This window comes from Rhizobium sp. BK060, assembly GCF_014193145.1.
Taxonomy (GTDB): domain Bacteria; phylum Pseudomonadota; class Alphaproteobacteria; order Rhizobiales; family Rhizobiaceae; genus Rhizobium.
The window spans coordinates 18,816-40,745 of record NZ_JACHYW010000008.1 but is presented as its reverse complement, the minus strand read 5'-3'; the positions used below and the strand labels follow the sequence as shown (position 1 = coordinate 40,745).

Sequence of the window (21,930 nt, the reverse complement as noted above, 5' to 3'; positions counted from 1 at the left end):
ATCAATCCTTGCCCCAGAACTTCCAGAACGGCTTCTTTGAGGCGACCTCCACTGGCTCCGGCTGTTCCACCGGCGCGAATGCCAGAGGGCTCGGCGTGGGGACCGGAACCTGGGCCGGAACGGCAGCGGCGACGGCGATTTCCTTTGCTTCGGGCGTTGCCGGCGCGGCACCGGGCGCTGCATTGGCGGCGACCGTGGATGCGGTCTTGCTCGACATCATCTCTTCGAGCTCCGCGACCTTGACCATCTTGCCTGCTTCCAGCGAGGTGCCGGTCGGCGCGTAGGCAAGCTCGCGACCCTTCCGCAGCTTAGCAACCACGGCCTTGCGTTCGGCCTCGCTCGGATCGTACCAGGCCATGCCGTCATACTTCTTCATGGCTTTGGTGTAGTCGGCATCGTAGGTCTTGCCGTAGGAGGCAAGGGCGGCGGTCAGCGCTGGCGGCGTCGACATTGCCGGGCACGCTCCGGCAGGGTTGAAGGCGCCATTATCGGTTGCCTGCTGGTTGAAGACATACTTCTTCTCGCAGACATTCACCTCAGGAGGACGCTTCGTGACCTCGAAGTTGTCGTAGCCGACCTTCAGCATATTCCAGAACTCGATGTTCGGGTTCAGGCGATGCCGCACCATGTTCTCCGCGGTCATGCGGAAGGGAAAGGCCTGAAGCTGTACCGTCGACTGGCCGCCGGCGAAGGCGTCGCGGGCGAAGGCGTAGATCTCCAGAACCTGCTGGTCGGTCATCGAATAGCAGCCTGACGACGAGCAGGCGCCATGGATCATCAGATTGGTGCCATTGCGGCCGTTGACGGCGTCATAGCGGTTCGGAAAGCCGGTGTTGATCGCGAGGTAGTACTTCGAATTCGGATTGAGGTTGGCGCGCGTCAGGTCATAGAAGCCTTCCGGCGCCTGCCGGTCACCCTCTTTCACCTTCGGACCGAGGCGGCCCGACCAGGCGCAGATCTTGTAGTCGGCGATCTTGTCGAAGCGATTGTCGGTCTTCGCCTTCCAGATCTCCAGTGCGCCTTCTTCCTTGAAGATGCGGATCATGATCGGCGAATTGCGCTGCATGCCCTTGGCGGAGATCTCGGACAGGATGCGCGGCGGGAGCGGTTGCTCGACCTTGTTCTTGACCCTCGAGAGGTCGACCTGGGCGGTTTCCAATGCATCGTTGCAGCCGGCCAGGGCCAGCGCCATCAGGGAAACATATGCAAAATGACGAATGCGCATTCAAAATAGCCCATCAACAGTATGCAACCCGGCCGCGACGAGCGCGGGGCGAATCATAGGCTGACTATGGTTCACAAACTCTTAGCAGCCTATGAAGCGCGCTCGCGTCCCCCGCAAGTAGGAACGTTATTGATAACATTATTGTGGCCAAGGTTTGGCCTCATTCACAGCACAGCCGCGCGTTTGTGCACTACAAATTGCGGCCCATGTTGAGAAATTTCTGCCGGCGGTCGTTGCGAAGCTGCTCGCCGGTGCGGTTGGAAAGTTCGCCGAGAGCATTGGCAATGACATCGCCGGTAGCCGCGATCACGCTGTCCGGATCGCGATGCGCACCGCCGAGCGGCTCGCTGATGATGCCGTCGATGATGCCGAGCGCCTTCAGGTCCTCGGACGTGATCTTCATGTTGGTGGCCGCTTCCTTGGCGCGGGCGGAATCGCGCCAGAGGATCGAGGCGGCACCTTCCGGCGAGATGACGCTGTAGATCGCATGCTCCAGCATGTAGACGCGGTTGCCGGTGGCGATCGCGATTGCGCCGCCCGAGCCGCCTTCGCCGATGACGACCGAGACGATCGGCACCTTCACCGCAAGACACATTTCCGTCGAGCGGGCGATGGCTTCGGCTTGACCGCGCTCTTCGGCGCCGACGCCCGGATAGGCGCCTGCCGTATCGACGAGGGTGATAACCGGGAGGCCGAAGCGGTCAGCCATTTCCAGGATGCGGATCGCCTTTCGGTAGCCTTCGGGACGAGCGCTGCCGAAGTTGTGTTTCAGGCGGCTCTTCGTGTCGTTGCCCTTTTCCTGGCCAAGAACGGCGACAGGCTGGCCGCGGAAGCGGGCAAGCCCGGCCTGGATCGCGGCGTCTTCGGAAAACTTGCGGTCGCCGGCGAGCGGGGTGAATTCCTGAAACAGCGTCTTAGCATAATCGACGAAATGCGGTCGCTGCGGATGGCGCGCAACCTGCGTCTTCTGCCAGGCGTTGAGCTTCGAATATATATCGACCATCGCTTCGCGCACGCGAACTTCGAGCCTGCCGATTTCATCTGACGTGTCGATGCTCTCGTCTTCCGTGGCGAGCTTCTTCAGTTCGATGATCTTGCCTTCGAGGTCGGAGATCGGCTTTTCGAAGTCGAGATAGTTGTGCATGAGGTGCGTTTCCGTTCCTTTTGCCGGGGCTGCTTAGTATGAGCTCGCCCTTTGTTGCCGGTCCTATTCCTGCTTTTTAGCCTGTTTGGCAAGGGGGTGGTGCGTTTGGACCAGTTGTTGAAGCCGTTCCTCCAACACATGCGTATAAATTTGCGTGGTAGAAATGTCCGAGTGTCCGAGCAGTTCCTGAACGACGCGAAGATCCGCGCCATTGGCGAGAAGATGGCTTGCAAATGCGTGCCGCATAACGTGCGGCGAGATCATAGATGGGGTGAGACCTGCCCTGATCGCAAGATTTTTCAGGTCACGTGCGAAAACCTGACGCGGCAGGTAGCCTTCCCTGGAGGCTGCCGGAAACAGCCACGGGCTTTCCTGCGGGACCTTGGCGGCGGCGTTCTCGGTGGCGAGCATGCGGCCGTAGAGCTTCAACGCGGCGATCGCCGATTGCGACAGCGGTACAAGCCGCTCCTTGCTGCCCTTGCCGCGGATCATCAGGAAACGCCCATCCTGATCGAGCACGCGGGCGGGAAGCGAAACAAGCTCGCTGACGCGCATCCCCGTCGCGTAAAGGAGTTCGAGAAGAGCCAGCATCCGAAGCCGCTGAAGCTGGCCGGGGGCAGGGTCATGAGCTTCGGTTTCCGCCTGCTCCAGCAGTCGGCCCACCTCGTCGACACCCATCGTCTTCGGCAGTGGCCGGCCCTTCTTCGGCGCATCGAGTACGCCAGTCGGATCGTCGGTGCGCAGGCCCTCGGCATAAAGGAATTTATAAAACTGGCGCATCGCGGCCAGCCGCCGTGCCTGCGAGGAAGGCTTGAACCCTTGGGCGGCAAGCGAGGACAGGTAGGCCGAAAGATCCGCTGATGCCGCGTCCATCAGGCGCACTCCCTTGCTATTCAGGAAGCCGTGCAGATCATCGAGGTCGCGCTCATAGGAGGATAGCGTATTTGCCGCCGCGCCCCGCTCCGCGCTCATCATTTCCAGAAAGGCTTCGACGTGAACCCAGCCGAGATCCTTCATCGGCTCACTTCTTGGACGGGTTGATGGCGCCGGTCGACGGAGGGTTGATCCGCTCGGACGGAATGCGGATCGTCACGTCGCGCTCCTGCGGCTCGACGAAAGCAACCAGTGCCCACATCGTTCCGTATATCGCACCGGCGATGATCGCCAATATGGCGAGAAAACGGAACAAACTCGGCATTCAACAACTCCATGGCTCTACTTCTTTATGAAGAAGCATGTTTGCAAGTGCAAGAAGATGCATTTGAACCACGTTTCCCTTGCCCGCGACTTGACGCTACACCTGCATTTGTCGATACCGTTCGCAAACAAAGTGTGAATGGACCAATGAGCGACCCAGTTCTGACCGTTGCCGAAAGCTTGAAAGACAGGGCTCGTGCTGCGCTCGGTTCTCGCAATCTGATCCTGGTCGGATTGATGGGCGCAGGCAAATCCTCCGTTGGCCGGATCGTCGCACATCAGCTCGGCATCCCTTTCGTCGATAGCGACGCCGAGATCGAGAAAGTCTCTCGCATGTCCATAAGCGAGTTGTTCGCCGCTTACGGCGAGGAAGAGTTCCGTGCGCTTGAAAGCCGCGTCATGAAGCGCCTTTTGAAGAACGGTCCGCGCGTGGTTTCCACCGGCGGCGGCGCATTCATCAACGACCGGACGCGCAAGCATATCAAGAAGGGCGGCGTCTCGATCTGGCTGAAGGCGGACCTCGACGTTCTCTGGGAGCGCGTCAGCAAGCGCGATACGCGGCCGTTGCTCAAAACCGAGAACCCCAAGCAGACCCTCGAAAGCCTGATGAACGCGCGTTATCCGATCTACGAACTCGCCGACCTCACCGTCCTCTCGCGCGACGTACGCAAGGAACTGATGGCGGAGGAGGTTCTGAAAGCCGTGATCGACTCCCGAACCGAAAGTGCAGCCTGATGAATGCGATTGCCTCCGCCTCCGAACGCAAGGTTCACGTGCCGCTTGGCGAGCGCGCCTATGATATCCTCATCGGGCCGGGCCTGATTGCGCGCGCCGGCGCTGAGATCGCTGCACGCCTGAAAGGCCGCAAGGCGGCTGTCATCACCGATGCGCATGTGGCGCCGCTTTATCTTGACGCGCTCGTCCAAAGCCTCGAGGCGGCAGGCATCGCCTCGGCGACCCTCGTGCTGCCGGCGGGCGAGAAGACCAAGAGCTTCGAGCACCTGATGACCGTATGCGACAAGGTTCTCGAAGCGCGGATCGAGCGCAACGATTATGTCATCGCGCTCGGCGGCGGCGTCATTGGTGATCTCTCCGGCTTTGCCGCCGGCATCGTGCGCCGCGGTGTGCGTTTCGTGCAGGTGCCGACTTCGCTGCTGTCGCAGGTCGATTCCTCTGTCGGCGGCAAGACGGGCATCAACAGCCGCCACGGCAAGAATCTCATCGGCGTCTTCCACCAGCCTGACCTCGTGCTCGCCGACACCGACGTGCTGAATTCGCTGAGCGCGCGGGAGTTTCGCGCGGGCTATGCCGAGGTCGCGAAGTACGGCCTGATCGACAAGCCGGATTTCTTCGCCTGGCTGGAAGCCAACTGGCAGGCGGTCTTTGCCGGCGGGGCGGCCCGCATCGAGGCGATCGCTACGAGCTGCCAGGCAAAGTCCGACGTCGTCGTTGCCGACGAGCGCGAGACCGGGCAACGCGCGCTCCTCAATCTCGGTCACACCTTCGGCCATGCGCTGGAGGCGGCAACCGCCTATGACAGCGCGCGTCTCGTCCATGGCGAAGGCGTTTCGATTGGTATGGTTCTGGCGCACGAGATCTCGGCGCGCATGAACCTTGCAAGCCCTGATGACGCCGGCCGCGTCGAACGCCACCTGAAGGCCGTCGGTCTGCCGACGCGCATGGCCGAAATTCCTGGCACGCTGCCACCTGCCGAGGTGCTGATGGACGCGATCGCCCAGGACAAGAAGGTGAAGGGTGGCAAGTTGACCTTCATCCTCACCCGCGGCATCGGACAGTCCTTTGTCGCCAATGATGTTCCCGCCTCGGAAGTGCTGAGCTTCCTCAAGGAGAAACACCCGCAATGACCCTCGACGGCACGTTGGCATTTCTTTCCGCATACTGGCCGGAAATTGTCTCCATCGTGGCCCTCGTGCTCATGTCCGCGTTCTTCTCCGGCTCGGAGACGGCGCTGACGGCGGTCTCCCGCAGCCGCATCCACACGCTTGAAGCCAATGGCGAGGAGCGCGCGGGGCTGGTGCGCCAGCTAATCGAACGCCGTGACCGGCTGATCGGTGCGCTGCTGATCGGCAACAATCTGGCTAACATCCTGTCTTCGTCGCTGGCGACTAGCCTTTTTCTCGGCCTCTTCGGCAACTCCGGCGTGGCGCTTGCCACTCTCGCAATGACCGTCATCCTGGTCATCTTCGCCGAAGTGCTGCCGAAAAGCTGGGCGATTTCGACGCCGGATCGGTTTGCGCTCAATGTCGCCTATGCGGTCAAGCTGTTCGTCGCGGTCGTCGGCCCGCTGTCCTCCTTTGTCAATGCGATCGTGCGCCGGCTTCTCTCGCTCTTCGGTATCAATCTCTCGCGGGAGACCTCGATGCTCTCCGCCCACGAGGAGCTGCGCGGCGCCGTCGATCTGCTGCATCGCGAGGGATCATTCGTCAAGGCAGACCGTGATCGGCTGGGCGGCGTCCTCGATCTCGGCGAGCTCGAGCTCTCCGACATCATGGTCCACCGTATGGCGATGCGGGCGATCAATGCGGACGATCCGCCTGAGGTGGTCGTGCGGACGATCCTCGAAAGCCCCTTTACCCGCATGCCGCTCTGGCGCGGCTCCACGGACAACATCATCGGCGTGGTTCACTCCAAGGACCTGCTGCGGGCGCTCGCCGAGCGCGATGCCGAGCCGGAACATCTCGATATCGCCAAGATTGCCCAGAAGCCGTGGTTCGTGCCTGACAGCACCAGTCTCGAAGCCCAGCTCAACGCCTTCCTGCGCCGCAAGCAGCACTTTGCCGTGGTCGTCGACGAATACGGCGAGGTGCAGGGCATTGTGACGCTTGAAGACATCCTCGAGGAGATCGTCGGCGATATTGCCGACGAGCACGACATCGATATACAGGGCGTGCGCCAGGAGGCGGACGGTTCGATCGTGGTCGATGGCAACGTCCCGATCCGCGATCTCAACCGCGCTCTCGACTGGCATCTGCCGGACGAGGAGGCGACGACGATCGCCGGCCTTGTCATTCACGAGTCGATGACGATCCCGGAAGAGCGTCAGGCCTTCACTTTCCACGAAAAGCGCTTCATCGTTATGAAGCGTGAGAAGAACCGCATCACGAAGCTTCGCATCCGGCCGGCGGAGGAAAACGAGGCCGGCCCGGCCTGACCTTCCGCCGATCCGGCCGGGCGCTGGCGGCATTTCTTAATGGGATTTCCTATGCTCGATATTATCTGGCGTTCTGTGATTGTCGGTATCGGCGCGACCGCGCTCATGGACATCTGGACGGTGATTTACGGCGCGATAACCGGCGGCGGCCTGCCGAACTGGGCGCCGGCCGGTCGCTGGTTCAAGGAAGTCGCCAAGGGGCGCGTCTTCCACGATGATATCAATACTGCCGAACCCTATCGCCACGAGCAGGCGCTCGGCTGGATCGGCCATTATGCCGTCGGCATCATCTACGGACTGCTGCTCGTGCTGCTCGTCGGCTCCGCCTGGCTCGACACACCGACCTTCCTGCCGGCCTGGATCTTCGCCATCGTCACCGTCGGTGCCGGCTGGTTTTTGATGCAGCCGGGCATGGGGCTCGGCGTCGCCGCCTCAAAGACGCCCAATCCGAACAAGGTGCGCGTCCTCAATCTCGTCGCCCATACCTTCTTCGCGCTCGGGCTCTATGGCACGGCACTTCTTGTCCGCTGACAACTGTCCGGCGCTCTTCCGAAGGAGTGGTGCGCTTCCTCTATAGGGACAGCCGCCTACCAGCGCACCGGTTCGCCGGGCGCTGCGGGCTCCACGGCAAGCGCATGCAGTCCCGCATCCAGTTCTGGTTTCAAAAGCTCTGTGATCGCACGGTGCCGCGCCAGTCGTGGCATGCCGGCAAATTTGGCGGACACGATGCGCACCCGCATATGAGTCTCGCCTGTCCCCGTTATGTCAGGCTGATGGCCCGCATGAAGATGGCTTTCATTGATGACGCTGAGGCGCTCGGGCGCGAACGCGGCGGTCAGCTTTTCTTCGATTCGGGTCTGCAGGGTCATGGTCTCGTTGCTTTGCGAAAAAGGTTCCCACCAAGCCAGCAACATTCCGGTTTGTCAATTCTTGTTGTGGCCTCGCTACGGGCCCATAATTAGTGCCGCCATGAGACTCGATTCCAAATATTTCGACCGCATCCGCACCCGCCGCAAACGCGAGCAGGAAACCGAACAGGCTCCCCCCGCCTGTCAGTGGGATGGCTGCGACAAGAAAGGCGTGCATCGCGCTCCTGTCGGACGCAATGCCGAGGGGCAGTTCTTTCTCTTCTGCTTCGAGCACGTGAAGGAATACAACAAGGGGTACAACTACTTCTCAGGCCTCTCCGACGGCGAGATTGCGCGCTACCAGAAGGAGGCGATTACCGGACATCGCCCGACCTGGACGGTCGGCGTGAACAAGGCCGCCAAGAACAGCCCGCTGCATTCCGATCTGCGGTCGGGTTCATATCGCGTGCGAGATCCCTTCGGCTTCGTCAACGGCACCAAGGGCAGCGGTCCCCGCTTTCCCGAACAGCGCAAGCTGAAAAGCCTGGAAGCTAAGGCTTTCGACACGATGGGTCTCGATGCTAGCGCGACCTCCTCGGAGATCAAGAGCCGCTACAAGGAACTGGTCAAGAAGCACCATCCCGACGCCAACGGTGGCGACCGCGGTTCGGAAGAGCGGTTCCGCGCCGTCATCCAGGCCTATCAATTATTGAAGCAAAACGGTTTTTGTTAGTTCCCGTCCTTGCTCTTGGTCTTCAATCAGGTATGGTCCCAAATCGGCTGAGGCCGCAGGCAACCGCGGCATAACTTTCTGCGTTTGTCCCACAGGCGCCTCGGCCACTTCCGGGCGCGGCGTTTCTTGTCCGGGACTTTGTTCAAGAATGCTCGCAAGCGATGGATTTTGTCGCCCCCGAGGTTTCGTTTCAGTCCCGGAGAAGCATCGCCGACGTTCCGACATGAGCGGGCGCGGACCTGATCTGCGGCGTCATGGTAGCGATATGGGCTGAAGACAGTATGGTCGGGTGTCGGTCACCCGCCTTGGAGACATGATGAGCAAGATTGACCTTGATATTTCGGAGATTCCGGACACCACCGTTTCGGTCAGGGAGGTCTTTGGCATTGATTCCGACATTCGCGTTCCGGCCTACAGCCAGGGCAGCGCCTATGTTCCGGATTTCGACCCCGACTATCTCTTCGACCGCGAGACGACGCTCGCCATTCTTGCTGGCTTCGCCCATAACCGGCGCGTGATGATCTCCGGCTACCACGGCACGGGCAAGTCCTCGCATATCGAGCAGGTCGCAGCCCGCCTCAACTGGCCGTGCGTGCGTATCAACCTCGACAGCCATGTCAGCCGCATCGACCTCGTTGGCAAGGACGCGATCGTTCTAAAGGACGGTTTGCAGGTCACGGAATTCAAGGACGGCATTCTGCCCTGGGCCTACCAGCACAACGTCGCGCTCGTCTTCGATGAGTACGACGCCGGCCGCCCCGACGTGATGTTCGTCATCCAGCGCGTGCTGGAATCGTCCGGCCGCCTGACGCTGCTCGACCAGAGCCGCGTCATCCGTCCGCACCCGGCCTTCCGGCTGTTTGCCACGGCAAACACGATCGGCCTCGGTGACACCACCGGCCTCTATCACGGCACGCAGCAGATCAACCAGGCACAGATGGACCGCTGGTCGATCGTGACGACACTGAACTACCTGCCGCACGACCATGAAGTGAACATCGTCGCTTCCAAGGTGAAGAGCTTCGGCAAGGACAAGAATGGGCGCGATACCGTGTCCAAGATGGTCCGCGTTGCCGATCTGACCCGCGCTTCCTTCATGAACGGCGACCTGTCGACCGTCATGAGCCCCCGCACCGTGATCACCTGGGCTGAGAACGCCGAGATCTTCGGCGACCTCGCCTTCGCCTTCCGCGTTACCTTCCTCAACAAGTGCGACGAGTTGGAGCGCCCGCTGGTGGCCGAGCACTATCAGCGCGCTTTTGGCGTCGAGCTGAAGGAAAGCGCCGCCAACATCGTTCTGGAGGCCTGAGGCCGACCGATCATGGCAGCTCGCGGTGACAATTCGAAAGCAAAGCCGGGTTCGCCAGTCGACGTCGAGCCGTTGCGCCGGGCGATATCAGGCAGCGTTCGCGCGATTGCCGGCGACGGCGACGTCGAGGTGACCTTCGCCAACGAACGTCCTGGAATGACTGCCGAGCGGATTCGTCTGCCGGAGCTTTCCAAGCGTCCGACGATGCATGAGCTGGCGGTAACGCGCGGGCTTGGCGACTCGATGGCGTTGAGGCTTGCGTGCCACGACGACAAGGTGCACGCGACGATGGCGCCGCAAGGCTCCGACGCGCGGGCGATCTTCGACGCTGTCGAGCAAGCGCGCGTGGAATCGATCGGTGCGCTGCGCATGGAAGGCGTTGCTGCAAACCTCCGATCGATGACCGAGGAGAAATACGCCAAGGCGAATTTCTCCGGCATCGAGCGGCAGGAGGATGCGCCGATCGGCGAAGCCGTCGCCATGATGGTGCGCCAGAAGCTGACCGGCGAGACGCCGCCGGCATCGGCGGGCAAGGTGCTCGATCTCTGGCGCTCCTTCATCGAGGAGAAGGCCGGATCCGACCTCGACAACCTTCCCGGTGTCATCAGCGACCAGCAGGCCTTTTCCAAGGTGATCCGCCATATGCTCTCGGCCATGGAGATGGCGGAAGAGTATGGCGACGACGACAGCGATCCTGAATCCGATGACGAATCTGATCAGGAAAACCAGCCGAACGGCGACGAGCAGGATCAGGACGAAGTCGATGACGACGCCGGTTCCGACGCCGCACCGGTAGAGGACAGCGAAGTCGCCGACGAGCAAATGGAGGACGGCGAGACCGAAGGCGCCGAAATCTCCGACGACGACATGCAGGAGGAAGGCGAGGAAGATTCAGAGACGCCGGGCGAAACCCGCCGTCCGAACACTCCCTTCGACGACGTCAACGAGAAGGTCGACTACCACGTCTTCACCGAGGAATTCGACGAGACGATCACCGCCGAAGAGCTCTGCGACGCCGCCGAGTTGGAACGCCTGCGCGCCTTCCTCGACAAGCAGCTGGCACACCTGCAGGGCGCGGTCGGCCGTCTCGCGAACCGCCTGCAGCGCCGGCTGATGGCGCAGCAGAACCGCTCCTGGGATTTCGATCTCGAGGAAGGCTATCTCGACCCGGCGCGTCTGACGCGCATGATCATTGATCCGATGCAGGCGCTATCCTTCAAGATGGAGCGCGACACGCAGTTCCGCGACACCGTCGTGACGCTTCTAATCGACAACTCGGGCTCGATGCGCGGCCGCCCGATCACGGTCGCAGCCACCTGCGCCGATATCCTGGCCCGCACGCTGGAGCGTTGCGGCGTCAAGGTCGAGATCCTGGGCTTCACCACAAAGGCCTGGAAGGGTGGGCAGGCGCGCGAGAAGTGGCTTGGTAGCGGCAAGCCGCAGACGCCGGGTCGCCTCAACGATCTGCGCCACATCATCTACAAGTCCGCCGATGCTCCCTGGCGCCGGGCGCGCGCCAATCTCGGCCTGATGATGCGCGAGGGCCTGCTCAAGGAGAACATCGACGGCGAGGCGCTGATCTGGGCGCACAATCGCCTGCTCGCCCGTCGCGAGCAGCGCCGCATCCTGATGATGATCTCCGACGGTGCGCCGGTCGACGATTCGACGCTGTCGGTCAATCCGGGCAACTACCTGGAGCGCCATCTGCGCGCCGTCATCGATCGGATCGAGACGCGTTCGCCGGTCGAGCTCCTGGCGATCGGCATCGGCCACGACGTGACGCGCTATTATAGGCGCGCCGTGACGATCGTCGATGCGGACGAGCTGGCCGGCGCCATGACGGAGCAGCTTGCGTCGCTCTTCGAAGACAAGTCCGTCCAGCCGCGGGGCGGTCGCCTCCGTCGCGCCAGCTAACCGCGAAAGGACGCTTTCTGGATGCTCCGAAAGCCGTTCGCCAGGCTGATCTCAGTCGCCCTCGGCCTGGCGGCCCTCACGCTGCCAGCGCTTGCCGATGGTGACGTCGAGGTCCGCGGCCGCGTCATCACCGATTTCAAGATCGGTTCCGACAAAACTCGCTTCGGTCCCCTCGAATTCCTCGGCGGGCTGGAAATGGTCTCGCCGCAGCGGCTGTTCGGCTCGCTGTCATCGATCCGCTTTCGATCGGACCGAACGTATTTTGTCGGCGTGCTCGACACCGGCCACTGGATGACCGGGCGCATCGAGCGCGATCCTCAAGGGCGCCTGTCGGGCTTCGCCGATGTCGTGATCACCCCGATGAAGAATCGCGACGAGCAAAGCTTTGAAGGCAAGGGGTATATGGATGCCGAGGGTATCGCGCTGCATGGCGACCAGATTCTCGTTTCCTTCGAGCAGGACCACCGCGTCGACGTCTATCCCGACCCCGGCTTCGAGACATCGCGTGCGATCGACACCATTCCCATTCCGTTCCCCGAACGATCGCTGCGTGGCAACCGCGGCTTTGAGACCATCGCCGTTTCTCCCGTGGACAGTGCCCTCAAGGGCGGGACATTAATCGTGGCCGAACGCAGCTTAGACATCGACGGCAATGCCTATGCCGCGATTCTGGACGGGCCGTTGAAGGGACGGCTGTCGCTCGCTCACTATGGCGATTTCGACGCGACGGACGGAGCCTTCCTGCCGAATGGCGACCTCTTGCTGCTGGAGCGGCGGTTCAACGTCGTAGAAGGCATCGGAATGCGCATCCGCCGCATCAAGGCTGCCGACATCCGCCCCGGCGCTGTCATGGACGGCGAGATATTGTTGCAGGGTGACTTCAGCTATCAGATCGACAATATGGAAGGCCTGGATGTCTTCGCGGCCGAGGATGGGACCACCCATGTGGTGATCGTCTCTGATGACAACCACTCCATCCTGCAACGCAATCTCATGCTGGAGTTCCGGCTGGTGGAGCCGCGAGCCGGCGACACGGCTCGCCTGCAGAGATGACCGCTCGGCGTCAGCCGCCGAAATAGACCGGCCGGTCGATATCCGCGATCAGCCCAGGACCGGTTGCCTTCCAACCCAGTTCTTCGCGCGTGCGCTTGCTCGAGGCGAGATTGTCCATCGCCGCGAAATGCGCAATCCAGCCGAAGTGTACGGCCACCTCCTCAGGAGACTTGGAAACGACCGGCACATTCAGCCGGCGGCCGATGACCTCGGCGATCTCCCGGAAGCGAACGCCCTCTTCAGCGACGCCATGATAGCGGATGCCCGCCTTGCCCTTTTCAAGCGCCAGCCTGTAGAGTCTGGCTGCGTCCAGTCTGTGCACGGCGGCCTAGAGATTGCCTCCTTCGCCGGCATAGACCGAAAGGCCCTTCGCGCGGGCGATGCCGATCAGCAACGGCACGAAGCCGTGGTCACCGTCGCCATGAACCGACGGAGGCAGGCGGATGACGATAGCGCGCACGCCCCGCGATGCAGCCGCGGCGGCGGCCTCTTCGGAGGCGATGCGGGGAGAGGCGGCGCTCGGCGCATCCTGCTCGGTGGTCAATCGGCGTTCTTCTCGCCCCGCTGCTCCCGGCTCAGATCTGCTTAGCCTCTGCTGGTGCCGAAGCGGATGCGCGCTTCTTCTTCAGTTTCCGCAGCACGGGGGTCTTTTCCGTCGGATTCTCATCGTCGTCTGGATCGCCGGTAGAGCCTACTTCATCCATCCGGTGGGCGATGGCGAGCGAGTAGATAGTATGCAGAACGTTCCGGTCGGTGACGTCAGGATCGGTCAGGGCCAGCAAAGAGGCACGCACGATCTTCTTGCTGGTGGCTTTGGGACACCGTTCCAGCACGAAATCGAAAAGCGCCTTGCCGGAAAGACCTTCCGTCGCGCCGTCCAAGAGCGCCTCATAAACTCGCTTCCGCTTCTCGCTCACGATTGGTCCTCCGGTTCGATGCGATTGCGACACTATCTGTCATAAAAACGTCATCAACTACCACCGCCGTGCATGACATACATAGATTCTTTTTGCATTCGAGCGTGGCCGCAAAGTGTCGCGGCGAGTATCTTTTCGGCAAGTCGTCCCGGGGTCCTTGCCGATAAAAAAAGGCGGAGCGATAGCTCCGCCGAATAGCCTAGGAATGAAATTCTAGGCGGGCGCGCATGCCTAGCGGGCGGTGGCGGCCCGCATCGGGCGCAGCACGTTCATCAGTGCGCCGTAGGGCAGCAACATCACGAGGCCGACGATCATCTTCACCGCGAAGTCGCCGATTGCCCAGGAAATCCAGCGCGGCGCCTGTGCGGTAAAGACGCCGAGGATCGGGGCGGATTCGAGCGCGAAGGGATCGTTCGGGCCGAGGAGGACGAAGAAGGCCGCGAAAGCGAAGGAGAAGAAGATCGCCGTATCCAGCATCGAGCCGATCAGCGAGCCGACGAGCGGGGCGTGCCACCAGGCCTGCCGGCGCAAGCGGTTGAAAACCGAAATATCGAGCAGTTGGCCGGCGAGATAGGCCGAGCCGGAGGCGATCGCGATGCGCGGAACCGAGGTGTAGAAGGACAGTGCCACGCCGACGACAAAGCCGGCGAAGACGACCTTGCGGGCAGCCTGCGGGCCGAATTGACGGTTGGTAAGATCGGTGATCAGGAAGGCGACCGGATAGGTGAAGGCACCCCAGGTCAGGATGTCGGCCAGATTGATGCCGGCGAACTCGGCATTCAGCGGGAACTGCACGAGGAAGTTCGAGGCGACGACGACCAGCGTCATCAGTGCGACATAGATAAGCGTAGCGCGCGTCGTCAGCATTTTTTTATCCTGGGGTATGCCACCAGTTGGAGGGAAAGACCGGCAAAGCAAAAGGCTTGTCCGGAGATCATCCGTACAAGCCTTTCGAAGCCGTATGAAGAAGAAGCGGTCGAAGCTTAGGCAGCAGCGGCTTCGGCAGTCTTCTTGACGATCTGGCGACGCAGCAGACGAGCGCGCATCGACAGTTCATTTTCGCTTGCCTTGATCAGGAAGGCATCGAGACCGCCACGATGCTCGACGGAACGAAGAGCAGCAGCCGAAACGCGAAGACGATAACGCTGGCCGAGCGCGTCGGAGATCAGCGTAACCTGGCACAGGTTCGGGAGGAACCGGCGCTTGGTCTTGTTGTTGGCATGGCTGACATTGTTACCAGTCAGGACTGCCTTGCCGGTCAATTCGCACATGCGGGACATGGAACACCTATTCTTGTTTTTCTCGGCCATCGGTTGCATGCCCGCGCAAAACCGGGTTAGCAATCCAACAGGCCATGATTGGAAAGTTGCGGTTCTATAGTCAGACAGGCCGGGCGCGTCAAGCCAAACCTTGGCATTTCCCGCAATTCTGTCAAAAAGCTCGTGTTTGCTTCGTTGTGAGACAGGCGTATAGACCGTGATGAACGGCTTTACCAGCTGCCAGAACAAGGTTCATTTCATGGCTCATCCGGGCAAACGCATTCTGATATCCGCGATAGCTGCGCTGATAGCCGTTCCGGCCGGCGCAAGCGAGATCGTGCATCGCACGGAATACAGGGTTTCCCTAGGAATCCTGACAATCGCCCGCGCCGCCTTCCTGACGAAGATCGAGGACGACAAGAGCTACAGGGTCTCCGGCGACATCAGTTCGGCCGGCCTTGCCGATCTCGTCACCAATATCTCGGCCAAGACAAGCGTCGACGGCGTGTTGCGCGGCGACCGGCTGCAGGCGTCCCGCTACTATCTCTACTACAAGAGCGGCAAGCGCGCCCGCACATACGAGGTGCGCTACAGCAACGGCAATATCACCTCGACGACAGTCAAGCCGCCTCGGAAACCTCCGAATAACTGGGTCAGCGTGCCGGCAAGCGACATGCGCTCCGTCCTCGATCCGATCTCGGGCCTGATCTTTCCCGCAGACACCAATGTCTGCGCCCAGAAGCTGCCGATCTACGATGGCGAAATGCGCATGGATCTGGTGCTATCGCCCAAGGGTGCGCAGAACTTCTCGACGGCGGGTTTCAACGGCAAGGCGACCGTATGCAGCGTGCGGTTCGTCCCTCGCTCCGGCTACAAGAAGGGTCGCAGCGACATCGACTATCTGAGCAAGAGCAGCCGGATGGAAATCTGGTTTGCCAAGTCGGATGCGGCAAATGTATATGCTCCGGTCTACGTCCGTATTCCGACGCAATACGGACCGGTGACGATTACCGCGGTGAAATACGGCGCAAGCTGACGGAGCAGGAGCCTCCGTAAAGGGGGACAGGTGAAGCTTCGGGCAACGCTAATCGGCTTTACGGCGATCCTCATGTGGTCGTTTTTGGCACTGTTCACGGCCGCCTCCGGCACGATGCCGCCGTTCCAGCTGTCGGCCATCTGCTTTGCCATCGGCAGCATCCCCGGCATCGTCGTGCTGATCCTCAATCCGTCGCGACTGGCGCTGCTCAAGCAGCCGGCCAAGATCTGGATCGTCGGGATTGCTGGCCTGTTCGGATACCATTTCCTCTATTTCACGGCGCTCAGGAACGCACCGGCCGTCGAAGCCGGGCTGATTGCCTATCTCTGGCCGTTGCTGATCGTCGTCGGATCGGCGCTGCTGCCGGGAGAGCGCCTGCGTTGGTATCATATCGTCGGCGCCCTGGCCGGCCTTTGCGGCACCTTCCTGATCGTTGGCCGCAACGGTATCGATTTCGACGGCGCCTTTGCCGTCGGCTATGGCGCAGCCCTCCTTTGCGCCTTCACATGGTCCGGTTATTCGCTCCTGACGCGTCGCTTCCATGCAGTGTCGACCGATGTCGTCACCGGCTTTTGCATGGCGACCTCGATCCTGTCGCTCATTTGCCATCTCGGGCTCGAGACGACCGTCTGGCCGGAAACGGTATCGCAGTGGATGGCTGTCGCTGGCCTCGGGCTCTTTCCCGTCGGTGCGGCCTTCTATGCCTGGGACTACGGCGTCAAGAATGGCGACATCCAGATTCTGGGCGCCGCAAGCTATGCAGCACCGCTTCTCTCGACGTTAAACCTGACACTGTTCGGCTTTGCCGGGCCGAGCTGGCGCATCGCCCTCGCCTGCGTGTTGGTGACCGGCGGCGCCGTGCTGGCGGCAAACGAGATGTTCCGCCGAAAGTCCGCGGCGGTTGAACAGCGCGCCGCCGCGGAGTATCCTTAGCCAGCAGGCTTCCAGTCCGACGCCGCCATCTCGAAGGAGGCGAATTCGAAGCCCGGCGCAACGGTGCATCCGACCAGCGTATACTCGCCACGGGTTTCGGCCGACTGCCACCAGTTGGCCGGAATGATCGCCTGCGGTCGCTCGCCGTTGAGAATGTCCGTGCCAAGCACTAGCGTCTCGCTGCTGCTCCCATTTTGCGAGCGGTGAAGCGCAAGCGGAGCCCCGGCGTAATGATGCCAGACCTCGGCAGCGTCATGGACACGATGCCAGTGGGATCGCTGCCCCGCCTTCAGGAGATAGTAAATCGCCGTCGAGTGGCCGCGCGAACCACCCTCGGTGTCGCGGAATGTCTGCACATACCAGCCGCCTTCGGGATGCGGCTCCATTCCAAGTTCGCGAATGATATCGTCCGGGGACATCAAAAATTGTCCTTGCGCCGGCGGATTTCCGCGAAGACTTCCTCGTTGGTCTTGGTTTCCATCAGCAGGTTGCGGCGGATGGCAGGATCAGCCGCGCGCAGAAAAGGATTGGTTTCCTTCTCCAGTGCCAGCGTCGTCGGAATCGTGAACTTGTTCTCGGCCCGCAGGGCCTCGATCTCGGCCGCACGGACTATCAGGCGCTGATTGTCCGGATCGATTGTCAGGGCGAAACGGGCATTGGAGAGCGTGTATTCGTGGCCGAAGTAGATGGCCGTTTCATCGGGCAGCACCGCAAGCTTCTGCAGCGAGTGCCACATATCGGCGGCCGGGCGCTCGAAAAGACGCCCGCAGCCGAGTGCAAACAGCGTGTCGGCGGCAAAGAGCAGCTTGTCGTCGGCGAAGTGGTAGCAGATATGTCCCGCCGTGTGCCCGGGAGTCTCGATGACCTGTACCGTGTGGTCGCCGAACAGGAAGGTATCGCCGTCGGCCATCGTCTTGTCGAGACCCGGGATCGCAACCGCCTCGTTGATCGGACCGATAATCTCGCAGCCATATTGCTGCTTCAGCGCGAGGTTGCCTTCGACGTGGTCGGTATGGTGATGGGTCGTAAAAATATGTGAGATCGTCCAGCCGCGGCGGGCTGCCGCCTTCTCGACCGCGCCTGCATCGGGAGCGTCAATCGAGGCGGTCAAGCCGGTTTCAGGATCGTGGACCAACACGCCGAAATTGTCGGTACGGCAGAGAAAAACTTCTAAATCCAACGGTTTCATAGTCTCAGGCAGCCTCTTTATCGCGGGTATACCGGGAATGTAGAGGGTCCTGCCTTGAAGTCCAACCGCCCACTGATAACATTTACCTCGATGCACGCTGATATCGTCGACCTACGCCAGTTCTATCATTCCGACCTCGGACGCATTGCCGAGCAGTCGATCGCCATGGCGCTTTCCTCGCTTTGGGTTCGGCTCCCGCAGGAGCGTCTCGTTGGTCTGGGCTACGTCGTGCCCTTCCTAGATCGCTTCCAGTCCGACACGGAGAGAACCTTTGCCTTCATGCCGGCAGGGCAGGGTGCCGTGAACTGGCCTGTGGGGGCGCTTTCCTCGACGGCCCTGATCTTCGACGAGGAGCTGCCGTTGCCCGATTCCTCGATCGACCGGGTGCTGATGGTCCATTCGCTCGAATTTGCCGAGAGCCCGCGGGAAACCCTGAAGGAGCTGTGGCGGGTGCTGGCGCCAGGCGGGCGCCTGGTCATCGTCGTGCCGAACCGCCGTGGCGTCTGGGCACGGATGGAGCATACGCCGTTCGGCTCCGGGCGACCCTATTCGCGTGGGCAGCTGACAAGTCTCCTGCGGGAAACCAATTTCACGCCAGGCGCGACGGCCGAGGCATTGTTCTTCCCTCCCTCCAAGCTTCGCACCATGATGCGCCTGCGCGGCCTCTTCGATCGTGTGGGACGCACCTTGTGGCCGGCATTTTCCGGCGTGATCGTCGTCGAGGCGCAGAAGCGGCTCTATCAGGGCCTGCCGGTTGCCGCCCGTGCGTCGCGGCGCGTCTTCGTGCCGGTTCTGGCGCCGCATGGTGTTCCAACGACACGCAGTCGCTAGGGTCAGGACCCTAGAGGTCCCGCAGCACTCGACAAGGCCGCCTTTCCGTTCTATTGCCACAGGGCGGTTTTCAGCCGAATTTTTCCCGGTATTTTCCAAGGTCGATCTCATGAGCGAAGAGAAGAGCAAGCCCGTTCCGCGTCCCGGTATTCTGGATATTGCAGCCTATGTGCCGGGCAAGGAACATGCGCCGGGTGTCGCACGCGTTTACAAGCTCTCCTCAAATGAAACGCCGCTCGGCGCGAGCCCGAAGGCGATCGAAGCTTTCCGCAACGCCGCCAGCAGTCTCGAGCGCTATCCGGACGGCCAAGCAACGGAGTTGCGTGAGGCGATTGCGGCCGTACATGGGCTGAACCCTGCCAACATCATGTGCGGCAACGGTTCGGACGAGTTGCTGGGCCTGCTTTGCCATGTCTATCTCGGGCCGGGCGACGAAGGCATCATCACCGAGCACGGCTTCCTCGTCTACAAGATCCAGATCATGGGCGCCGGCGCGACTCCGGTTGTCGTCAAGGAGAAGGACGCGACCGTTGACGTCGATGCCATTCTGGGCGCCGTCACGCCGAAGACTAAGATCGTCTTCATCGCCAATCCCGGCAATCCGACCGGTACCTATGTCCCGGTCAGTGAAATCCGCCGCCTGCAGGCAGCTCTGCCGAAGCGTGTCGTTCTGGTGCTCGATGCCGCTTATGCGGAATATGTTCGTCGCAACGACTACGAGGCCGGCATCGAGATCGTCTCGTCGAACGTGAATGTTGTCATGACGCGCACCTTCTCCAAGGTCTACGGTCTGGCCGCGCTTCGCGTCGGTTGGATGTATGCCCCGGTAGATATCATCGATGCGGTCAATCGCGTCCGCGGCCCGTTTAATATGAACGCGGCTGCCATTGCCGCCGGCGCGGCGGCCATTCGCGACCAGGCCTTCACGCAGGAGGCGGCTTCCTTCAACCAGATTTGGATCGAAAGGATAACGGGCGCGCTTGAGGCTATCGGTCTCAAGGTGACGCCGTCGGTCGCAAACTTCGTTCTCATCCACTTCCCCGACGTCGATGGCAAACGCGCGCCTGAAGCCGATGAGTTCCTGACCAGCCGCGGCTACATCCTGCGTGCGGTGAAGGGCTACGGATTTCCGAATGCGCTGCGCATGAGCATCGGCCCGGAGGAGGCGAATCGTGGCGTCATCGAAGCGCTCGGCGAGTTTATGGGACGCAAGTCATGACCGCGCAGTTCGATCGCATAGCGCTGATCGGGATCGGCCTGATCGGCTCCTCCATTGCGCATGACATCAAGCGGCTTGGCCTCGCAAAAGAAGTCGTTATCGCGACGCGCAGTGCAGATACCCTGAAAAGGGCTGAGGAACTGCAGCTCGGCGACCGGTACAAGACGTCGTCGGCCGAGGCGGTGAAGGATGCGGACTTGGTCGTCGTCTCGGTGCCCGTTGGCGCGTCGGAGAGCGTTGCGAAGGAAATTGCTAGCAGCCTGAAGCCTGGCGCGATTGTAACGGATGTTGGCTCGACCAAAGCCTCGGTCATCGCGCAAATGCAGCCGCACATGCCGCCGCACGTGCACTTCATCCCCGGCCATCCGCTGGCGGGCACGGAGAAGTCCGGGCCGGACGCCGGTTTCCCGGGGCTCTTCGAAGGGCGCTGGTGCATCTTCACGCCGATCTCAGGCACCGACGAAACGGCGTTGAAGCGGCTGCGGCAGTTCTGGGAAGCGTTGGGCTCCAAGGTCGACGAGATGGATCCGGAGCATCACGACAAGGTGCTCGCCATCGTCTCACACTTGCCGCACATCATCGCTTACAACATTGTCGGTACGGCGGATGATCTTGAAGCGGTCACCGAATCGGAAGTGATCAAGTATTCCGCCTCCGGCTTCCGAGACTTCACGCGTCTGGCCGCTTCCGATCCGACGATGTGGCGGGACGTGTGCCTGCACAACAAGGATGCGATCCTCGAAATGCTGGCGCGTTTCTCCGAGGACCTCGCCTATCTGCAGCGGGCCATTCGCTGGGGCGAGGGCGACAAGATCTTCGATCTTTTCACCCGTACCCGCGCCATCCGTCGTTCGATCATCAAGGCCGGCCAGGATGTCGACGCACCGGATTTCGGGCGCCCGCATCCGCTCGAAAAGAAAGCCTGATTTCAGATCGGCGGGATCGATCCCAACGGAATGAAGCCGCCGACCGTGGCATTGCCGCGTGCAACGACGAGATCGACGGAAACCTTGTCACCGCCGCCCGCCAGCGCCTTCAGCAGCCTGGCGGCGGTGTCGACGGTCTTGGCGATCTCGGGGAAGGTCTGCTTGACGCTGTCGCGCCAGGGGCCGAGTTGCTCGATCTCCAGCTTGAATTTGCCCGACAGGTAGCCCTCTTCATCAAAGGAGAATGGGCCGCTCAGCGTCATGACCTTGCCGTCACCGATGTCAGCCACGACCTTGCGCAATTCACCACTGGCGCCGTAAAGCCCCTTCTGGTCGCTGCCGTCGATCATGCCTGCCTTGCCGGCGAGCGTCACGTCAGCACTCGCAGAAAGCTTGGGGAGGGCGGGCCAGTCCTTAATCGCCGTATTGGCATCCGTCACGGAGATCGCGCCGTCAAGGTCGCCACCGTTCTGGCGGAGGTGGATTTCCGTATGGGCGGCGTCGAAGATGATCGTCTGGCCTGTCTGCGAGGACACGGCGGTGCCCTTAAGCCCGTCGATGACGGTCGAAGAGCGGTCAATGCCCTTCAACTTGGTGATCAGGCTGGATTGCAGGCTTGCCCATTCCGCATTGAGCGTCAGACCGTGGGCACTGCGGATCTCTGCCGGCGAATCGAGTTCCCACACGATATGACCGGGAGCGTAAACCTGGGCTGCGGAGCGCAGTTCGCCAAAGGTCGCCGAGACACCATTGACGGTATCGTCAACATCGACCTTCGAGCAGAACAGGCCGATCCGGAATGGATAACCGCGGAAGTCGATATCTGTGCACTCGCCGCTGACGCCTGCCGTATTGCCGGGTGCAATCGCCTTCAGCACGGTGTTCTTCAACTCGGACGCGGCATAGAACCAGGCGCCGGTATAAAGCGCGATCACCAAGACGATACCGCTGCCGAGCATCCAGAATTTTCTGCCGCTGCGGGATGGGCTTGACGCTGCCATGATGTTCTCCAATGGTGACTCGCG

The 21,930-nt window shown here is 61.5% G+C and carries 24 protein-coding genes and 1 pseudogene; 13 read left to right on the top strand and 12 right to left on the bottom strand.

Going from position 1 to position 21,930, the window contains the following annotated elements; translation table 11 throughout:
* Position 1: 1 nt before the first annotated feature.
* The 4 genes from FHT71_RS10780 to FHT71_RS10765 all read right to left on the bottom strand — a co-directional run bounded on the left by FHT71_RS10780 (position 2) and on the right by FHT71_RS10765 (position 3,567).
* Positions 2-1,225 (bottom strand): murein L,D-transpeptidase family protein, encoded by a 1,224-nt coding sequence (locus FHT71_RS10780; RefSeq protein WP_132594371.1) that lies wholly within the window; start codon positions 1,223-1,225, stop codon positions 2-4.
* A gap of 190 nt (positions 1,226-1,415) precedes the next feature.
* Positions 1,416-2,369, bottom strand: a complete 954-nt coding sequence (locus FHT71_RS10775) for an acetyl-CoA carboxylase carboxyltransferase subunit alpha (protein ID WP_183719652.1) — start codon at positions 2,367-2,369, stop codon at positions 1,416-1,418.
* 63 nt (positions 2,370-2,432) lie between these two features.
* Positions 2,433-3,386 (bottom strand): site-specific tyrosine recombinase XerD, encoded by a 954-nt coding sequence (gene xerD, locus FHT71_RS10770; RefSeq protein WP_132594369.1) that lies wholly within the window; start codon positions 3,384-3,386, stop codon positions 2,433-2,435.
* 4 nt (positions 3,387-3,390) lie between these two features.
* A complete protein-coding gene (locus FHT71_RS10765) occupies positions 3,391-3,567 on the bottom strand; it encodes a hypothetical protein (RefSeq protein ID WP_007789465.1) in 177 nt (58 codons plus the stop codon).
* A gap of 146 nt (positions 3,568-3,713) precedes the next feature.
* On the opposite strand from FHT71_RS10765, the gene FHT71_RS10760 reads away from it, so the two are divergent.
* From FHT71_RS10760 to FHT71_RS10745, 4 genes are read left to right on the top strand one after another with little or no spacing between them, the layout of a single operon-like run.
* Positions 3,714-4,301 (top strand): shikimate kinase, encoded by a 588-nt coding sequence (locus FHT71_RS10760; RefSeq protein ID WP_007789464.1) that lies wholly within the window; start codon positions 3,714-3,716, stop codon positions 4,299-4,301.
* Positions 4,301-5,431 carry a 3-dehydroquinate synthase gene (gene aroB / locus FHT71_RS10755; RefSeq protein WP_183719651.1) on the top strand — a complete coding sequence of 377 codons (1,131 nt, stop codon included), beginning with the start codon at positions 4,301-4,303 and terminating at the stop codon, positions 5,429-5,431. Before FHT71_RS10760 ends, aroB begins: the two co-directional genes overlap by 1 nt.
* Positions 5,428-6,738 (top strand): HlyC/CorC family transporter, encoded by a 1,311-nt coding sequence (locus FHT71_RS10750; RefSeq protein WP_007789460.1) that lies wholly within the window; start codon positions 5,428-5,430, stop codon positions 6,736-6,738. Before aroB ends, FHT71_RS10750 begins: the two co-directional genes overlap by 4 nt.
* A gap of 51 nt (positions 6,739-6,789) precedes the next feature.
* Entirely contained in the window at positions 6,790-7,269 is a 480-nt protein-coding gene (locus FHT71_RS10745) for a DUF2938 domain-containing protein (RefSeq protein ID WP_007789458.1), read from the top strand.
* 56 nt (positions 7,270-7,325) lie between these two features.
* Here FHT71_RS10745 and FHT71_RS10740 read toward each other — a convergent pair whose 3' ends face one another.
* Positions 7,326-7,607: a BolA family protein gene (locus tag FHT71_RS10740; RefSeq protein WP_037081939.1), complete on the bottom strand. Its 282-nt coding sequence runs from the start codon at positions 7,605-7,607 to the stop codon at positions 7,326-7,328.
* A 100-nt stretch (positions 7,608-7,707) separates the two neighbouring features.
* Here FHT71_RS10740 and FHT71_RS10735 point away from each other — a divergent pair, with 100 nt between their 5' ends.
* The 4 genes from FHT71_RS10735 to FHT71_RS10720 all read left to right on the top strand — a co-directional run bounded on the left by FHT71_RS10735 (position 7,708) and on the right by FHT71_RS10720 (position 12,595).
* Complete coding sequence (locus tag FHT71_RS10735) at positions 7,708-8,319, top strand: J domain-containing protein (RefSeq protein WP_007789454.1); 612 nt, start codon at positions 7,708-7,710, stop codon at positions 8,317-8,319.
* Between the two features lie 316 nt (positions 8,320-8,635).
* Entirely contained in the window at positions 8,636-9,628 is a 993-nt protein-coding gene (gene cobS, locus FHT71_RS10730; protein ID WP_007789452.1) for a cobaltochelatase subunit CobS, read from the top strand.
* A 12-nt stretch (positions 9,629-9,640) separates the two neighbouring features.
* Entirely contained in the window at positions 9,641-11,542 is a 1,902-nt protein-coding gene (gene cobT / locus FHT71_RS10725; RefSeq protein ID WP_132594365.1) for a cobaltochelatase subunit CobT, read from the top strand.
* A gap of 21 nt (positions 11,543-11,563) precedes the next feature.
* Positions 11,564-12,595: an esterase-like activity of phytase family protein gene (locus FHT71_RS10720; protein WP_132594363.1), complete on the top strand. Its 1,032-nt coding sequence runs from the start codon at positions 11,564-11,566 to the stop codon at positions 12,593-12,595.
* Between the two features lie 10 nt (positions 12,596-12,605).
* Here the strand turns inward: FHT71_RS10720 and FHT71_RS10715 are convergent.
* The 4 genes and pseudogenes from FHT71_RS10715 to rpmB form a co-directional block, all read right to left on the bottom strand.
* Positions 12,606-13,103, bottom strand: a pseudogene (locus FHT71_RS10715) (3-beta hydroxysteroid dehydrogenase); the annotation flags it as partial.
* Between the two features lie 67 nt (positions 13,104-13,170).
* On the bottom strand, positions 13,171-13,476 hold the full coding sequence (locus tag FHT71_RS10710) for a hypothetical protein (protein ID WP_210294133.1): 306 nt from the start codon (positions 13,474-13,476) through the stop codon (positions 13,171-13,173).
* A gap of 267 nt (positions 13,477-13,743) precedes the next feature.
* A complete protein-coding gene (locus FHT71_RS10705) occupies positions 13,744-14,379 on the bottom strand; it encodes a queuosine precursor transporter (protein ID WP_132594359.1) in 636 nt (211 codons plus the stop codon).
* A 116-nt stretch (positions 14,380-14,495) separates the two neighbouring features.
* Positions 14,496-14,792, bottom strand: coding sequence for a 50S ribosomal protein L28 (rpmB, locus tag FHT71_RS10700; protein WP_007789441.1), 297 nt, complete (start codon positions 14,790-14,792; stop codon positions 14,496-14,498).
* 238 nt (positions 14,793-15,030) lie between these two features.
* Here rpmB and FHT71_RS10695 point away from each other — a divergent pair, with 238 nt between their 5' ends.
* The gene (locus FHT71_RS10695) at positions 15,031-15,807 is read left to right on the top strand and encodes a DUF3108 domain-containing protein (protein WP_037081934.1); all 777 of its coding nucleotides are present in this window, start codon (positions 15,031-15,033) and stop codon (positions 15,805-15,807) included.
* Between the two features lie 30 nt (positions 15,808-15,837).
* Positions 15,838-16,740 (top strand): EamA family transporter, encoded by a 903-nt coding sequence (locus tag FHT71_RS10690; RefSeq protein WP_183719647.1) that lies wholly within the window; start codon positions 15,838-15,840, stop codon positions 16,738-16,740.
* Here the strand turns inward: FHT71_RS10690 and FHT71_RS10685 are convergent.
* Both FHT71_RS10685 and gloB read right to left on the bottom strand, forming a co-directional pair.
* Entirely contained in the window at positions 16,737-17,159 is a 423-nt protein-coding gene (locus tag FHT71_RS10685) for a cupin domain-containing protein (RefSeq protein WP_007789435.1), read from the bottom strand. The two genes, FHT71_RS10690 and FHT71_RS10685, sit on opposite strands and share 4 nt — an antisense overlap.
* The gene (gene gloB, locus FHT71_RS10680) at positions 17,159-17,929 is read right to left on the bottom strand and encodes a hydroxyacylglutathione hydrolase (RefSeq protein WP_132594355.1); all 771 of its coding nucleotides are present in this window, start codon (positions 17,927-17,929) and stop codon (positions 17,159-17,161) included. The genes FHT71_RS10685 and gloB overlap by 1 nt, the downstream gene beginning before the upstream one ends.
* A gap of 54 nt (positions 17,930-17,983) precedes the next feature.
* On the opposite strand from gloB, the gene FHT71_RS10675 reads away from it, so the two are divergent.
* The 3 genes from FHT71_RS10675 to FHT71_RS10665 all read left to right on the top strand — a co-directional run bounded on the left by FHT71_RS10675 (position 17,984) and on the right by FHT71_RS10665 (position 20,905).
* The gene (locus tag FHT71_RS10675; RefSeq protein WP_007789431.1) at positions 17,984-18,760 is read left to right on the top strand and encodes a class I SAM-dependent methyltransferase; all 777 of its coding nucleotides are present in this window, start codon (positions 17,984-17,986) and stop codon (positions 18,758-18,760) included.
* 109 nt (positions 18,761-18,869) lie between these two features.
* Positions 18,870-19,979: a histidinol-phosphate transaminase gene (hisC, locus tag FHT71_RS10670; protein WP_132594353.1), complete on the top strand. Its 1,110-nt coding sequence runs from the start codon at positions 18,870-18,872 to the stop codon at positions 19,977-19,979.
* The gene (locus FHT71_RS10665; RefSeq protein ID WP_007789425.1) at positions 19,976-20,905 is read left to right on the top strand and encodes a prephenate/arogenate dehydrogenase family protein; all 930 of its coding nucleotides are present in this window, start codon (positions 19,976-19,978) and stop codon (positions 20,903-20,905) included. Before hisC ends, FHT71_RS10665 begins: the two co-directional genes overlap by 4 nt.
* A 2-nt stretch (positions 20,906-20,907) precedes the next feature.
* Here the strand turns inward: FHT71_RS10665 and FHT71_RS10660 are convergent, their stop codons facing one another.
* A complete protein-coding gene (locus tag FHT71_RS10660) occupies positions 20,908-21,906 on the bottom strand; it encodes a DUF2125 domain-containing protein (RefSeq protein WP_183719645.1) in 999 nt (332 codons plus the stop codon).
* Positions 21,907-21,930: the final 24 nt, after the last annotated feature.

What these genes read in the sequence shown, in the direction of transcription:
- FHT71_RS10780 (WP_132594371.1), bottom strand. Translation starts at nt 1,225, where the DNA reads ATGCGCATTCGTCATTTTGCATATGTTTCCCTGATGGCGCTGGCCCTG.
- FHT71_RS10775 (WP_183719652.1), bottom strand. Translation starts at nt 2,369, where the DNA reads ATGCACAACTATCTCGACTTCGAAAAGCCGATCTCCGACCTCGAAGGC.
- xerD (WP_132594369.1), bottom strand. Translation starts at nt 3,386, where the DNA reads ATGAAGGATCTCGGCTGGGTTCACGTCGAAGCCTTTCTGGAAATGATG.
- FHT71_RS10765 (WP_007789465.1), bottom strand. Translation starts at nt 3,567, where the DNA reads ATGCCGAGTTTGTTCCGTTTTCTCGCCATATTGGCGATCATCGCCGGT.
- FHT71_RS10760 (WP_007789464.1), top strand. Translation starts at nt 3,714, where the DNA reads ATGAGCGACCCAGTTCTGACCGTTGCCGAAAGCTTGAAAGACAGGGCT.
- aroB (WP_183719651.1), top strand. Translation starts at nt 4,301, where the DNA reads ATGAATGCGATTGCCTCCGCCTCCGAACGCAAGGTTCACGTGCCGCTT.
- FHT71_RS10750 (WP_007789460.1), top strand. Translation starts at nt 5,428, where the DNA reads ATGACCCTCGACGGCACGTTGGCATTTCTTTCCGCATACTGGCCGGAA.
- FHT71_RS10745 (WP_007789458.1), top strand. Translation starts at nt 6,790, where the DNA reads ATGCTCGATATTATCTGGCGTTCTGTGATTGTCGGTATCGGCGCGACC.
- FHT71_RS10740 (WP_037081939.1), bottom strand. Translation starts at nt 7,607, where the DNA reads ATGACCCTGCAGACCCGAATCGAAGAAAAGCTGACCGCCGCGTTCGCG.
- FHT71_RS10735 (WP_007789454.1), top strand. Translation starts at nt 7,708, where the DNA reads ATGAGACTCGATTCCAAATATTTCGACCGCATCCGCACCCGCCGCAAA.
- cobS (WP_007789452.1), top strand. Translation starts at nt 8,636, where the DNA reads ATGAGCAAGATTGACCTTGATATTTCGGAGATTCCGGACACCACCGTT.
- cobT (WP_132594365.1), top strand. Translation starts at nt 9,641, where the DNA reads ATGGCAGCTCGCGGTGACAATTCGAAAGCAAAGCCGGGTTCGCCAGTC.
- FHT71_RS10720 (WP_132594363.1), top strand. Translation starts at nt 11,564, where the DNA reads ATGCTCCGAAAGCCGTTCGCCAGGCTGATCTCAGTCGCCCTCGGCCTG.
- FHT71_RS10705 (WP_132594359.1), bottom strand. Translation starts at nt 14,379, where the DNA reads ATGCTGACGACGCGCGCTACGCTTATCTATGTCGCACTGATGACGCTG.
- rpmB (WP_007789441.1), bottom strand. Translation starts at nt 14,792, where the DNA reads ATGTCCCGCATGTGCGAATTGACCGGCAAGGCAGTCCTGACTGGTAAC.
- FHT71_RS10695 (WP_037081934.1), top strand. Translation starts at nt 15,031, where the DNA reads ATGGCTCATCCGGGCAAACGCATTCTGATATCCGCGATAGCTGCGCTG.
- FHT71_RS10685 (WP_007789435.1), bottom strand. Translation starts at nt 17,159, where the DNA reads ATGTCCCCGGACGATATCATTCGCGAACTTGGAATGGAGCCGCATCCC.
- gloB (WP_132594355.1), bottom strand. Translation starts at nt 17,929, where the DNA reads ATGAAACCGTTGGATTTAGAAGTTTTTCTCTGCCGTACCGACAATTTC.
- hisC (WP_132594353.1), top strand. Translation starts at nt 18,870, where the DNA reads ATGAGCGAAGAGAAGAGCAAGCCCGTTCCGCGTCCCGGTATTCTGGAT.
- FHT71_RS10665 (WP_007789425.1), top strand. Translation starts at nt 19,976, where the DNA reads ATGACCGCGCAGTTCGATCGCATAGCGCTGATCGGGATCGGCCTGATC.
- FHT71_RS10660 (WP_183719645.1), bottom strand. Translation starts at nt 21,906, where the DNA reads ATGGCAGCGTCAAGCCCATCCCGCAGCGGCAGAAAATTCTGGATGCTC.